The organism is Variovorax pasteuri, assembly GCF_051216435.1.
GTDB lineage: Bacteria > Pseudomonadota > Gammaproteobacteria > Burkholderiales > Burkholderiaceae_C > Variovorax.
This window is the reverse complement of record NZ_JBPJZS010000006.1, coordinates 231,805-244,655: the sequence shown is the minus strand read 5'-3', so window position 1 is coordinate 244,655 and position 12,851 is coordinate 231,805. Positions and strand designations below refer to the sequence as shown.

Genomic DNA, 12,851 nt, shown 5'->3' with positions numbered 1-12,851 from the left:
GCCGTCGCAGGAGACAACACAGATGACAGCGCATCCGTTCGACAAGGCCCTCGCGATTCACCACAGCGACATCCGCGTGGGCCACTTCACGGGCATGACCAGCCCCGACTACTGGAACATGGTCGGGCCCTTCGGCGGCACCACGGCGGCGCTGGTGCTGCAGGCGGTGCTGAAGCACCCGGACCTGCTCGGTGCGCCGATCGCGCTCACGGTCAACTACGCGGCGGCGCTGGAAGCCGGTGCGTTCGACATCCAGGCCACGGCCGTGCGCACCAACCGCTCGACGCAGCACTGGACGGTGCAGATCACCCAGGCGGGCCCGAGCGGCGCGCCGAACATGACGACCACCGCCACGGTGATCACCGCGGTGCGCCGCGAGACCTGGGGCGAGAACGACCTGCCGATGCCCGCCGTGCCCAAGCCCGAGGCGGTCGAGCGCATCACCATCGGTCCGTCGGGTGTGGCGTGGATCGGCCATTACGAGATGCGCCCGATCAGCGGCGGCATTCCGGCCCGGTGGGACGGCAGCGGCCACCACAGCGAAAGCCGGCTCTGGCTGCGCGACGCCCAGCCCAGGCCGCTGGACTTCACGTCGCTCGCGGCCATGAGCGACCTGTTCTACCCGCGCGTGTGGCTGCGCCGCGCCAAGCCGGTGCCGGCGGGCACGGTGTCCATCACCACCTACTTCCATGCCAGCGCGGCACAGCTGGCCGAGGTCGGCACGGGCTACCTGCTGGGCAGCGCCACGGGGCAGCAGTTCAGCAACGGCTTCTTCGACCAGGCCGCGCAGCTGTGGAGCGAAAGCGGCGCATTGCTCGCCACCTCGAACCAGATCGTCTACTACAAGGAATGACCGCCATGTCGCTGACGAAAGCCGTACTCGTCGTCGGCGCCGGCGACGCCACCGGCGGCGCCATTGCCCGCCGCTTCGCGCGCGAGGGCTATGCCACCTGCGTCACGCGGCGCAGCCTCGACAAGCTGCAGCCGCTGGTGGCGCAGATCGAGGCCGACGGCGGCAGGGCGCACGCCTTCGCCTGCGACGCGCGCAAGGAGGAGGACGTGGTGGCGCTGGTCGAGCAGATCGAGGCGACCATCGGGCCGATCGAGGTGATGGTGTTCAACATCGGCGCGAACGTGCCCGAGAGCATCCTCACGGAGACCGCGCGCAAGTATTTCAAGGTGTGGGAGATGGCCTGTTTCTCGGGTTTTCTCAACGGCCGCGAAGTGGCCCGGCGCATGGTGGCGCGTGAACTGCCCAAGGGCGGCCACCGCGGCACGATCATCTTCACGGGCGCCACGGCGTCGCTGCGCGGCGCGGCCAACTTCGGCGCGTTCTCTGGCGCCAAGATGGCCTTGCGCGCGCTCGCGCAGTCGATGGCGCGCGAGCTGGGTCCGCAGGGCATCCACGTGGCGCACGTGGTGGTCGACGGCGCCATCGACACCGAGTTCATCCGCAGCAACTTTCCTGAGCGCTATGCGCTGAAGGAAGACGACGGCATCCTGAACCCCGAACACATCGCCGACGCCTACTGGATGCTGCATTCGCAGCCGCGCGATGCGTGGACGCACGAGCTCGACCTGCGGCCCTGGTCCGAGAAGTTCTGAAGACCCCAGGAAGGAGACAACCCATGACCAGATCCGTCGACTTCTATTTCGACTTCGGCAGCCCCGCCGCCTACCTGGCGGCCACCCAACTGCCCCATGTGTGCGCCGACACCGGTGCCGAACTGGTGTGGAAGCCCATGCTGCTGGGCGGCGTGTTCCAGGCCACGGGCAACCATTCGCCCGCCGAGATCAAGCCCAAGGGCCCGTACATGACCGCCGACCTGCAGCGCTTTGCCAGGCGCTACGGCGTGCCCTACGTGCACAACCCCTTCTTCCCCATCAACACCTTGCTGCTGATGCGCGGCGCCACCGGCATCCAGATGACCGAGCCCGCGCGCTTCGGCGCCTATGTGGATGCCGTCTATCACGCGATGTGGGTCGAGCCGCAGAACCTCAACGACCCCGCCATCGTCGGCGCCGTCTTGCAGAATGCAGGCTTCGACGCCGCCGGCCTGCTTGCGCTGGCCGGTGCGCAGGACACCAAGGACCGCCTCAAGGCCGTCACCCAGGAGGCCGTGGACCGCGGCGTGTTCGGCGCGCCGACCATGTTCGTCGGCACCGAGATGTTCTGGGGCCAGGACCGGCTCGATTTCGTGCGCGAAGCACTGGCAGCCGCCTGACCGCGGCAACGCCCCTTTTTACCCAAGGACCAATCCCATGAGCGACATCCTCGTCCACACCGAAGCCGGTGTGATGACCCTCACCTTCAACCGCCTCGACAAGAAGAACTCGATCACCAGCAGCATGTACGCCGAACTGGCCGACGCGCTGGCCACGGCCGAGGGCGACGCGGCCGTGCGCTGCGTGCTGATCCAGGGCGACCCGACGATCTTCAGCGCCGGCAACGACATCGGCGACTTCCTGAACGCTCCGCCGTCGACGCAGGAGTCGCCCGTGTTCCGCTTCCTGCGCGGCATTGCGACCTTTCCCAAGCCGATCGTCGCCTCCGTGTGCGGCCCGGCCGTGGGCATCGGCACCACGATGCTGTTTCATTGCGACCTGGTCTATGCGGGCGACAACGCAGCCTTCTCGATGCCTTTCGTGAACCTGGGCCTGTGCCCCGAGGCCGCATCGAGCCTGCTGGTGCCGCAGATGCTGGGCTACCACCGCGCGGCCGAGGCGCTGCTGCTGGGCGAACCCTTCATGGCCGAGGCTGCGCTCGAAGTGGGCCTGGTCAACCGTGTGGTGCCGCCGACCGAGGCGAACGCCATTGCGCAAACGCAGGCGCGCAAGCTCGCGGCCAAGCCGCTGAGCGCGCTGATCGAGACCAAGCGCCTGCTGAAGAAGTCGCAGATGCCCGCCGTGCTCGAACGCATGGGCGAGGAGGGCGCGAGCTTCGGGCGCATGCTGCGCGAACCGGCTGCCAAGGAGGCATTCGGTGCGTTCATGGAGAAGCGCAAGCCGGATTTCTCGAAGGTCTGACGCGCGCTGCAGGCCGGTGCGGGCACGCTGCCCAACGTTCAGTTTTCAAAGGGAAAAACGCCCCTAACGCGCGTCCAGCCTGCGAACGATGCTACTGAAAAAATAGCATCTGACGCGATAAGGCGGTGCACGTCCGGCTTGCCGGCGGGAGCCCCGGGCGTTCCGGGCGCCTGCAGTTAACCGGCCGACTTCTCGATGGGACGCGGGCGGCCGTTGTCGTCGATGGCCACGTAGGTGAAGGTGGCCTGCGTCACCTTGATGTATTCGCCCTGGGCCCGGAAGCGCTCGGCGAACACCTCCACCGTGACCGTGACCGACGTGCGCCCGATGCGCACCAGCTTCGAATAGAACGACAGGATGTCGCCCAGGCGCACCGGCTGCTTGAAGATGAACTCGTTCACCGCCACCGTGGCCATGCGGCCCTTGGCGTGACGCGCCGGAATCACCGAGCCGGCCAGGTCGCACTGCGCCATGACCCAGCCGCCGAAGATGTCGCCGTTGGCGTTGCAGTCGGCCGGCATCGGGATGACCTTGAGCACCAGCTCCATGTCGGTGGGCAGGCTCTTGAGGGTGGCGGCAGCGGCGGCGCTGGAAGTGTCTGACATGGGCACAATCTGGAACAAACAAGCAACCACGATTGTCCTCCATGCGCCGAAGCGGCGAAGCCCTCCCCCCCACACACACCGTCTCCGGCCACCCGCCGGAGCGCAGCGACCGTTCCGACTGGGCGACGCTGCGCCGCCTGTTTCCCTACCTCTGGCAGTACAAATGGCGGGTGGCCGCCGCGCTGGCCTTCATGGTGGGCGCCAAGGTGGCCAACGTGGGCGTGCCGGTGCTGCTGAAGAACCTGGTCGACACCATGACGCCCAAGGCGGGCGCGCCCGACATGGCGCAGGCCCTGCTCATCGTGCCCATCGGCCTGCTGCTGGCCTACGGCCTGCTGCGCTTCTCGACCTCGCTGTTCGGAGAGCTGCGCGAGCTGATCTTCGCCAAGGCCACCGAAGGCACGGCGCGCCAGATTGCGCTGGAGGTGTTCCAGCACCTGCACTCGCTGAGCCTGCGCTTCCACCTGGAGCGCCAGACCGGCGGCATGACGCGCGACATCGAGCGCGGCACGCGCGGCGTGCACTCGCTGATCTCGATGTCGCTCTACAGCATCGTGCCCACCATCATCGAGCTGGTGCTGGTGCTCACCATATTGGGGGTGAAGTTCGACTCGCTGTTCGTCTGGATCACCGGGGCGGCGCTGGTGCTGTACATCGGCTTCACCGTCACGGTGACCGAGTGGCGCACGCAGTTCCGCAAGACCATGAACGAGCTCGACTCGGTGGCGCAGAGCCGCGCGGTCGACTCGCTCATCAACTACGAAACGGTCAAGTACTTCAACAACGAGGCGTTCGAGGCGAAGCGCTACGACGCCAGCCTGGACCGCTACCGCAAGGCCGCCATCAAGAGCCAGCGCACGCTGAGCATGCTCAACACCGGCCAGCAGGCGCTGATTGCCGTGAGCCTGGTGCTGATGCTGTGGCGCGCCACCTCGGGCGTGGTCGAGGGGCGCATGACGCTGGGCGACCTGGTGATGGTCAACGCCTTCATGATCCAGCTCTACATACCGCTGAACTTCCTGGGCGTGATCTACCGCGAGATCAAGCAGAGCCTGACCGACCTGGACAAGATGTTCGTGCTGATGGAGAAAGACCGCGAGGTGCGCGACGCACCGGGCGCGCAGCCGCTGGCCGGCACGGACTCCACCATCCGCTTCGAGGACGTGAGCTTTGCCTACGAACCCGCGCGCCCCATCCTGAAACACCTGAGCTTCGAGATCCCGGCCGGCAAGACGGTGGCCGTGGTGGGCCCCTCGGGCTCGGGCAAGTCCACGCTGGCGCGGCTGCTGTATCGCTTCTATGACGTGCAGCAGGGGCGCATCACCATCGGCGGCGAGGACATCCGCGAAGTCACGCAGGCCAGCGTGCGCCGCGCCATCGGCATCGTGCCGCAGGACACGGTGCTGTTCAACGACACGGTCGAATACAACATCGCCTACGGCCGCCCGGGGGCCACGCGCGAAGAGGTGGAGAACGCCGCGCGCGCCGCGCGCATCCACGACTTCATCTCGGCCACGCCCAAGGGCTACGACACCACCGTGGGCGAGCGCGGCCTGAAGCTGTCGGGCGGCGAGAAGCAGCGCGTGGCCATTGCGCGCACGCTGCTGAAAGACCCGCCGATCGTGATCTTCGACGAGGCCACCTCGGCGCTGGACTCGGCCAACGAGCGCGCCATTCAGTCGGAGCTCAAGAGCGCCGCGCAGGACAAGACCACGCTGGTCATCGCGCACCGCCTGTCGACGGTGGTCGACGCGCACGAGATCCTGGTGCTCGAGGCTGGGGTGATCGTCGAGCGCGGCACGCACGCCGACCTGCTCGCCAGGCAGGGCCGCTACGCCCAGATGTGGGCTTTGCAGAAGAGCGAAGCGGCTCCGATTCTTTAGGCTCGCCCCCAGGCTCCGCGCACTTCGCACTTCGTGTCGCTTCTCCTACCCCGTGCCGGGGGCAACACCCGAGGCCCGGCAAAGCCGCATCCTCGGTGTTCCACTGCGAGATATCCACGCCATTTTTTTGACATCGATTAGGAGTTCCCACGTGCCGACCAAGATTCCCCTGCTGGTGCTCAACAGCCTGTCGAGCGCCCACCAGGCCCAGATTGCCGAGGTCTACGACCTGACCTATGCCTTCGGCGCCGCCGAGCGCGCGGCCGCCATTGCCGATCACGGCAAGAAGTTTCGCGCGGTGCTGACCATCGGCGTGATCGGCATCACGCCCGAGGAAATCGCGGCCCTGCCCGCGGTGGAGCTGATCTGCTGCCTGGGCGCCGGCTATGAAGGCGTGCCGCTCGACGTCACGCGTGCGCGCGGCATCGTGACGGCCAACGGTGCCGGTACCAACGACGACTGCGTGGCCGACCACGCCATGGGCATGCTGATCAGCATCGTGCGCGGGTTCCGCAAGCTCGACCGGCTGTGCCGCGAAGGCGTGTGGCGCGAGGCCATCGAGCAGCCGGCGAACGTGTCGGGCAAGAAGCTGGGCATCCTGGGGCTGGGCACCATCGGCCAGAAGATCGCCCGGCGGGCGGCGGCGTTCGACATGGAGATCGGCTATCACAACCGCAAGCCGCGCGAGGGCGCCACGCACCGCTACTTCGACGACCTGAAGTCGCTGGCGGCGTGGGCCGACGTGCTGGTGCTGGTGGCGCCGGGCGGACCGGCGACGAAGCACATGGTCAACGCCGAAGTGCTCGACGCGCTGGGGCCGCAGGGTTACCTGGTGAGCATCGGGCGCGGCAGCGTGGTCGACACCGAGGCGCTGGCCGCGGCGCTGCGCGAGAACCGCATCGCGGGCGCGGGCGTCGACGTGTACGAGAGCGAACCGAAGCGGCCCGAGCCGCTGGTCGGGCTGGACAACGTGCTGCTCACGCCGCACGTGGCCGGCTGGTCGCCCGAGGCGACGCAGAAGTCGGTCGACCATTTCCTTGCGAACGCCGAAGGGCACTTCGCAGGGCGCGGCGTCGTCACGCCCGTCTGAGGTCTTGCGTCTTACCCCGGGAGGGAGGGAGCAAGTCAGGACATCGGGACATTGCAAGGCCGGTCTTGCTCCTTCCCCCTCTGGGGGAAGGCTGGGATGGGGGCGGGCAGGGCGCCCGGTGGATGCGCCGCGTGCCCCCACCCCGGCCCTCCCCCAGCGGGGGAGGGGGTCAAGCCAATGCAGGCGGGCGGTGCGACGCCCATCCGCACGCCTGGTCATACGCATGCCCCAGCCGCAGCACGTCCAGGTCCGCATGAATCGGCCCCGCGAGCTGCAGCCCCATCGGCAGCCCGCCCTCGCCGAACCCGGCGCGCACGTTCAGCGTCGGCAAGCCCGCCAGCGTGAACGGCGTCACGATCTCCATCCAGCGGTGGTAGGTGTCGCTCTTCACGCCGTCCACCTCGGCCGGCCAGTGCAGCTCGGCATCGAACGGAAACACCTGCGCGGTCGGCGCCACCACGAAGTCGAAGCGCTCGAACAGCTTGACGAACGCGCGGTACACGTTCGAGCGGTACAGCGAGGCCTGGTAGAGCGACGCCGCATCCAGGTGGCGGCTCTGTTCGATTTCCCATTGCGCCTCGGGCTTGAGCTGCGCGAACAGTGCGGGGTCGCTCAGGTAGGCGCCCAGCTTGCCGCCCACCAGCAACTGCCGCAGCCGCAGCCACGCGCTCCAGTTGTGCGCACGCGGCACGTCGAGCGTGCAGGGCTCGACCTCGCAGCCGATGGTGCGGAAGGTGTCGAGCGCCTTCTCGCCGAGTTCGCGGATGCCGGGCGCCAGCGGCAGGTCGGGCCAGATGCTGCCGAGCCAGCCGATGCGCAGGCCCTTGCCGTCGCCCTCCAGCCGCAGCGCGTCGGGCGAGGGCAGGGCCTGGGGCGACGACAGCGGCACGCGCGCGTCGAAGCCCGCCTGCACCGCCAGCAACCGCGCCGCGTCTTCCACCGTGCGCGCCATCGGGCCGTCGGTGGCCAGTTGCTGGAAGAACAGCTCGTCGTCGGGGTTGCCGGGCACGCGCCCGCGCGAGGGCCGCATGCCGATCACGTTGTTGAAGGCGGCCGGGTTGCGCAGCGAGCCCATCATGTCGCTGCCGTCCGCCACGGGCAGCATGCCCAGGGCCAGCGCCACCGCGGCGCCGCCGCTGCTGCCGCCCGCGCTGCGGTCCGGCGCCCAGGCGTTGCGCGTGATGCCGAACACCGGGTTGTAGGTGTGCGAGCCGAGCCCGAATTCGGGCGTGTTGGTCTTGCCGATGACCACCGCACCGGCCGCGCGGGCGCGCGCCACGTGCAGGCTGTCGGTGCGCGACGGCGAACGCGGCGACAGCGGCGAGCCCATCGAGGTCGGCAGGCCGGCGGCGTGGCTCAGGTCTTTCACGGCCAGCGGAAAACCGTGCATCCAGCCGCGGCGCTCGCCGCGCGCCAGCTCGGCGTCGCGCGCGTCGGCTTCGGCCAGCAGCAGCGCCGGATCGCGCAGCGACACGATGGCGTTGAAGCGCGGGTTCAGCGCCTCAATGCGGGCCAGCGAGGCCTGCATCACTTCGCGGCAGGACACGTCGCGCGATGCGATGCGGCGGGAAAGTTCGGTCGCCGTGAGGGCGAGCAGGTCGTCGGCAGAAGGCATGGCGAATGCGGAAAAAGGAGGGGCGTTCAGTATGGCGCGGCGCTCGCATAATCGTCACTCATGGAAACAAAGTGGCTAGAAGACTTCATCAGCCTGGCTGAAACCCGCAGCTTCAGCCGCTCGGCCCAGCTCCGGCACGTGACCCAGCCGGCGTTCTCGCGCCGTATCCAGGCGCTGGAGGGCTGGGCCGGCACTGACTTGGTCGACCGCAGCTCCTACCCCACGCGCCTCACGCCGGCGGGCCAGACGCTCTACAGCCAGGCCATCGAGATGCTGCAGTCGCTGCAGAGCACCCGCGCCATGCTGCGCGGCCACTCGGCGGCAGGGCAGGACGTGATCGAGATCGCCGTGCCGCACACGCTGGCCTTCACCTTCTTTCCCTCCTGGGTGACCAGCCTGCGCGAGCACTTCGGGCCGATCAAGAGCCGGCTCATCGCGCTCAACGTGCACGACGCGGTGCTGCGGCTGGTGGAAGGCAGCTGCGACCTGCTGATCGCCTATCACCACCCCTCGCAGCCGCTGCAGCTGGACGCCAACAAGTACGAGATGGTCAGCCTGGGCGAGGAAACCGTGGCCCCCTGGGTCAAGGCCGATGCCGACGGCGCGCCGCGCTACCGGTTGCCGGGCCGTCCCGGCCAGCCGCTGCCGTACCTGGGCTATGCGCCGGGCGCCTACCTGGGCCGCGTGGTCGACCAGCTGCTGAAGGAGTCGGGCACCGCCATCCACCTCGACCGGGTCTACGAGACCGACATGGCCGAGGGCCTGAAGGTGATGGCCCTCGAAGGCCACGGCATCGCCTTCCTGCCGCAGAGCGCGGTGCGCAAGGAAATCAAGGCACGCAAGCTGGTGAGCGCGCTGCCCCCGGAGATCGACAGCCTCGAGGCGACGATGGAAATCCGCGCCTACCGGGAGCGTCCCGGCGCCCCGGCGCCGGTGAAGACCGGCACCGGCCGCGCCGCCAAGACGGCCGCAGGCACCACGGCCACCACGGCCGCCACCGGCCTGCAGCCCAAGCGCACAGCCGACGCGCTGTGGTCGTACCTGGTCGGCACGCAGCCACCGGTCTGACGACCCACGGCATTGGTGCACTGCACAATCTATGAATGCCATGCATGAAGCACCCCGCATACGGCATTGGCGCCTCGGGCCGGGCACCACTACAGTCGCGGCAGCTTTTTCGCCGCTGTCACAAGCACATCTTCGGCACGCGTTCCACGCGTGCTTTTTTTTAGCCGGGGAACCTGTATGAACACAAATTTCAGGACCGAACGCGACTTCCTCGGCGAGAAGCAGATTCCTGCGGTCGCCTACTGGGGCGTGCACACGGCGCGGGCGGTCGAGAACTTCGCCATCTCCGGCACCCGCATCTCGGCCATGCCCGACCTGGTGCGGGCGCTGGCCTTCGTGAAGAAGGCCGCCACCCGCGCCAATGCCGACCTGGGCGCCATCGACCGCGACCGCGCCGCGGCCATCATCCTGGCTTGCGAGGACCTCATCGAAGGCAAGCTGCTCAACGAGTTCGTGGTCGACGTCATCCAGGGCGGGGCCGGCACCTCGACCAACATGAACGCCAACGAGGTCATCTGCAACCTCGCGCTGGAAAAGCTGGGCCACGAGAAGGGGCGCTACGACGTGCTCCACCCCAACGACCACGTGAACGCCTCGCAGAGCACCAACGACGTGTACCCCACGGCCGTGCGCCTGGCGCTGTGGTTCGCCATCGGGCGGCTGCTGGAGGCCATGGCGTCGCTGCGGCGCAGCTTCGAGGCCAAGGCGCTCGAATTCAAGGACGTCCTGAAGATCGGCCGCACCCAGCTGCAGGACGCCGTGCCCATGACGCTGGGCCAGGAGTTCCTGACCTACGCGATCATGATCGGCGAGGACGAGGCCCGCCTGGGCGAGGCACGTGCGCTCATCGAGGAAATCAACCTCGGCGCCACCGCCATCGGCACCGGCATCAACGCGCCGCACGGCTACGCCAACCTGGCCTGCCAGTACCTCGCCGAACAGACCGGCGTGCCGCTCAAGCAGGCGGCCAACCTCATCGAGGCCACGCAGGACACGGGCGCCTTCGTGCAGCTGTCGGGCGTGCTGAAACGCGTGGCCACCAAGCTCAGCAAGACCTGCAACGACCTGCGCCTGCTGTCCAGCGGCCCGCAGGCCGGCTTCGGCGAGATCCGCCTGCCGGCGCGCCAGGCGGGCTCGTCGATCATGCCGGGCAAGGTCAACCCCGTGATTCCGGAAGTCATGAACCAGGTGGCCTTCGAGGTCATCGGCAACGACATCACCGTGACCATGGCGTCGGAGGCCGGCCAGCTGCAGCTCAACGCCTTCGAGCCGATCATGGGCTGGAGCCTGTTCAAGAGCATCAAGCACCTGGCCAATGCCTGCGCCACGCTGCAGACCAACTGCGTCGAGGGCATCGAGGCCAACCGCGAGTTCCTGGCCAAGAGGGTGCGCGAGTCGGTCACGCTGGTCACCGCGCTCAACCCGCTCATCGGCTACGAGAAAGCTGCCCTCATCGCCAAGACCGCGCTGGCCACCGGCGGGCCGATCGACCTGGTCGCCGAGTCGCTGGGCATCATGACGCGCGCCGAGATGGAGGCACTGCTCGTGCCCGAGAACCTCACGCAGCCCGTGCGCCTGTCGGCGGCCCCGGTTCCGCCGGCGGCCGAACCCTCGGGTACCGCGCCCGGGGAAGCGCCCGGAACGGCGTCGGGCACAAAGGCTGCTTAGTGAAAGTCAGACAATGCCAGGAGGCAGGATCGCACCATGCCGACACGCGCATGCGCTTGCATGGTGCAGGGTAGGCGTCGATGCACCGGGTTGGTCCGGGTATCACGCAAAATGTGAGTGTCTAGAATTTCGTTGTATCTGTTTACGTCACCCTCAGGAGTTTTACCGTATGAAAAAACAAGTATTGGCATTGGCAATCGCGGCGCTGGCCGCCGGCGGCGCTCTGGCACAAGCCAATGACACCCTCGCCAAGATCAAGGCATCGGGCGTCATCACCGAAGGTGTGCGTGAATCCTCCGGCCTGTCGTACACGTTGGGCAACGGCCAGTACACCGGCTTCCACTACGACGTCTGCGCCAACATCATCAAGGACCTCGAGAAGGCCGCCGGCAAGAAGCTCGAAGTCAAGTACCAGCCCGTGACCTCGCAGAACCGCATTCCGCTGGTTCAGAACGGCACCGTGGACATCGAGTGCGGCTCGACCACCAACAACGCCACCCGCCAGAAGGACGTGGCTTTCGGCGTGACCACCTACGTCGAAGAAACCAAGATCATCGTCAAGGCCAACTCGGGCATCAACTCGCTGGCCGACCTGAAGGACAAGACGGTTGCCACCACCACCGGCACCACGCCGCTGCAGACCGTGCGCAAGCAAAAGCGCGCCGAGAACCTGACCTTCAAGGAGGTCTACGGCAAGGACCACTCCGACAGCTTCCTGCTGCTGGAAACCGGCCGTGCCGACGCCTTCGTGATGGACGGCTCGATCCTGGCTTCCCTGGCCGCCAAGTCGAAGGCCCCCAAGGACTACAAGATCCTGAACGACGTGCTGGCCGTGGAACCCATCGCCATCATGATCCGCAAGGACGACCCCGCCTTCAAGAAGGCCGTGGACGACAGCATCAAGGCGCAGGCCAAGTCGGGCGAGCTGACCAAGCTGTACGACAAGTGGTTCCTGAAGCCGATTCCCCCGGCCAACGTGACCATCAACCTGCCGCTGGGCGAAGCCACCAAGAACGCTTGGGCCAACCCGAACGACAAGCCGGCTGAAGAGTACGTCACCAAGGAATAAGCGGCGCGTCGCTGCATGAATGACGCCCACCTTTCGCGGTGGGCGTTTCTTTTCAAGGGACAGGTTTTCCAAGAGCTGAAGGAGTGAATGAACATGGGCAACTGGGATTGGCAGGTCTTCCTGCAAGACCCCGGGGGGGACTACCCGACTTACCTGCAATGGATGCTGTCGGCCTGGGGCTGGACGGTGTCGGTTGCGCTGCTGGCGCTGATCGTGGCGCTCGTGCTGGGCTCCCTCGTCGGCATCATCCGCACGCTGCCTGACAACCCATGGCTCGTGCGCCTGGGCAATGCGTGGGTGGAGCTGTTCCGCAACATCCCGTTGCTGGTGCAGATCTTCCTCTGGTACCACGTGATTCCGGCGATGGTCCCGGTGATGAAGGGCGTGCCCAGTTTCATCCTGGTGGTGCTGGCGCTGGGCTTCTTCACCTCGGCGCGTATCGCGGAGCAGGTGCGCTCGGGCATCCAGGCGCTGCCCAAGGGGCAACGCTACGCGGGCATGGCGGTGGGCTTCACCACGGTGCAGTACTACCGCTACGTGATCCTGCCGATGGCCTACCGCATCATCATCCCGCCGCTCACGAGCGAGACGATGAACATCTTCAAGAATTCTTCCGTCGCGTTCGCCGTGTCGGTCACCGAACTCACCATGTTCGCCATGCAGGCGCAGGAAGAAACCTCGCGCGGCATCGAGGTCTACCTTGCGGTGACGGCGTGCTACGTGGTGTCGGCCCTGATCATCAACCGCTTGATGGCCTTCATCGAGAAGAAGACCCGCGTGCCGGGCTTCATCGTCTCGGCCAGCGCCGGCGGCGGAGGACACTGAC

General features: G+C 67.3%; 12 protein-coding genes. 10 read left to right on the top strand and 2 right to left on the bottom strand.

All coding sequences use genetic code 11. The features are described 5' to 3' along the window. Positions 1–22 precede the first annotated feature (22 nt). From ACSFBM_RS22385 to ACSFBM_RS22370, 4 genes are read left to right on the top strand one after another with little or no spacing between them, the layout of a single operon-like run. Positions 23–853 carry an acyl-CoA thioesterase gene (locus ACSFBM_RS22385; protein ID WP_435486330.1) on the top strand — a complete coding sequence of 277 codons (831 nt, stop codon included), beginning with the start codon at positions 23–25 and terminating at the stop codon, positions 851–853. A gap of 5 nt (positions 854–858) precedes the next feature. Further along, the gene (locus ACSFBM_RS22380) at positions 859–1,605 is read left to right on the top strand and encodes an SDR family oxidoreductase (protein ID WP_435486329.1); all 747 of its coding nucleotides are present in this window, start codon (positions 859–861) and stop codon (positions 1,603–1,605) included. 23 nt (positions 1,606–1,628) lie between these two features. Next, positions 1,629–2,225, top strand: coding sequence for a 2-hydroxychromene-2-carboxylate isomerase (locus tag ACSFBM_RS22375; RefSeq protein ID WP_435486328.1), 597 nt, complete (start codon positions 1,629–1,631; stop codon positions 2,223–2,225). A gap of 37 nt (positions 2,226–2,262) precedes the next feature. After that, complete coding sequence (locus ACSFBM_RS22370; protein WP_435486327.1) at positions 2,263–3,027, top strand: enoyl-CoA hydratase; 765 nt, start codon at positions 2,263–2,265, stop codon at positions 3,025–3,027. A 176-nt stretch (positions 3,028–3,203) separates the two neighbouring features. On the opposite strand, the gene ACSFBM_RS22365 is transcribed toward ACSFBM_RS22370, so the two are convergent. Then, positions 3,204–3,632: an acyl-CoA thioesterase gene (locus ACSFBM_RS22365; protein ID WP_435486326.1), complete on the bottom strand. Its 429-nt coding sequence runs from the start codon at positions 3,630–3,632 to the stop codon at positions 3,204–3,206. Positions 3,633–3,673: 41 nt separating this feature from the next. On the opposite strand from ACSFBM_RS22365, the gene ACSFBM_RS22360 reads away from it, so the two are divergent. Together ACSFBM_RS22360 and ACSFBM_RS22355 are read left to right on the top strand one after the other, a co-directional pair. After that, a complete protein-coding gene (locus ACSFBM_RS22360; RefSeq protein ID WP_435486325.1) occupies positions 3,674–5,515 on the top strand; it encodes an ABCB family ABC transporter ATP-binding protein/permease in 1,842 nt (613 codons plus the stop codon). A 151-nt stretch (positions 5,516–5,666) separates the two neighbouring features. Beyond that, complete coding sequence (locus tag ACSFBM_RS22355) at positions 5,667–6,605, top strand: 2-hydroxyacid dehydrogenase (RefSeq protein ID WP_435486324.1); 939 nt, start codon at positions 5,667–5,669, stop codon at positions 6,603–6,605. Positions 6,606–6,774: 169 nt separating this feature from the next. Here the strand turns inward: ACSFBM_RS22355 and ACSFBM_RS22350 are convergent, their stop codons facing one another. Further along, entirely contained in the window at positions 6,775–8,220 is a 1,446-nt protein-coding gene (locus ACSFBM_RS22350) for an amidase (protein WP_435486323.1), read from the bottom strand. Positions 8,221–8,280: 60 nt separating this feature from the next. On the opposite strand from ACSFBM_RS22350, the gene ACSFBM_RS22345 reads away from it, so the two are divergent. The 4 genes from ACSFBM_RS22345 to ACSFBM_RS22330 all read left to right on the top strand — a co-directional run bounded on the left by ACSFBM_RS22345 (position 8,281) and on the right by ACSFBM_RS22330 (position 12,850). Continuing rightward, entirely contained in the window at positions 8,281–9,288 is a 1,008-nt protein-coding gene (locus tag ACSFBM_RS22345; RefSeq protein ID WP_435486322.1) for a LysR substrate-binding domain-containing protein, read from the top strand. A gap of 177 nt (positions 9,289–9,465) precedes the next feature. Continuing rightward, positions 9,466–10,956 carry an aspartate ammonia-lyase gene (locus ACSFBM_RS22340; RefSeq protein WP_435486321.1) on the top strand — a complete coding sequence of 497 codons (1,491 nt, stop codon included), beginning with the start codon at positions 9,466–9,468 and terminating at the stop codon, positions 10,954–10,956. Positions 10,957–11,125: 169 nt separating this feature from the next. Beyond that, on the top strand, positions 11,126–12,025 hold the full coding sequence (locus ACSFBM_RS22335) for an amino acid ABC transporter substrate-binding protein (RefSeq protein WP_435486320.1): 900 nt from the start codon (positions 11,126–11,128) through the stop codon (positions 12,023–12,025). Positions 12,026–12,118: 93 nt separating this feature from the next. Continuing rightward, on the top strand, positions 12,119–12,850 hold the full coding sequence (locus ACSFBM_RS22330; RefSeq protein WP_435486319.1) for an amino acid ABC transporter permease: 732 nt from the start codon (positions 12,119–12,121) through the stop codon (positions 12,848–12,850). Position 12,851 lies beyond the last annotated feature (1 nt).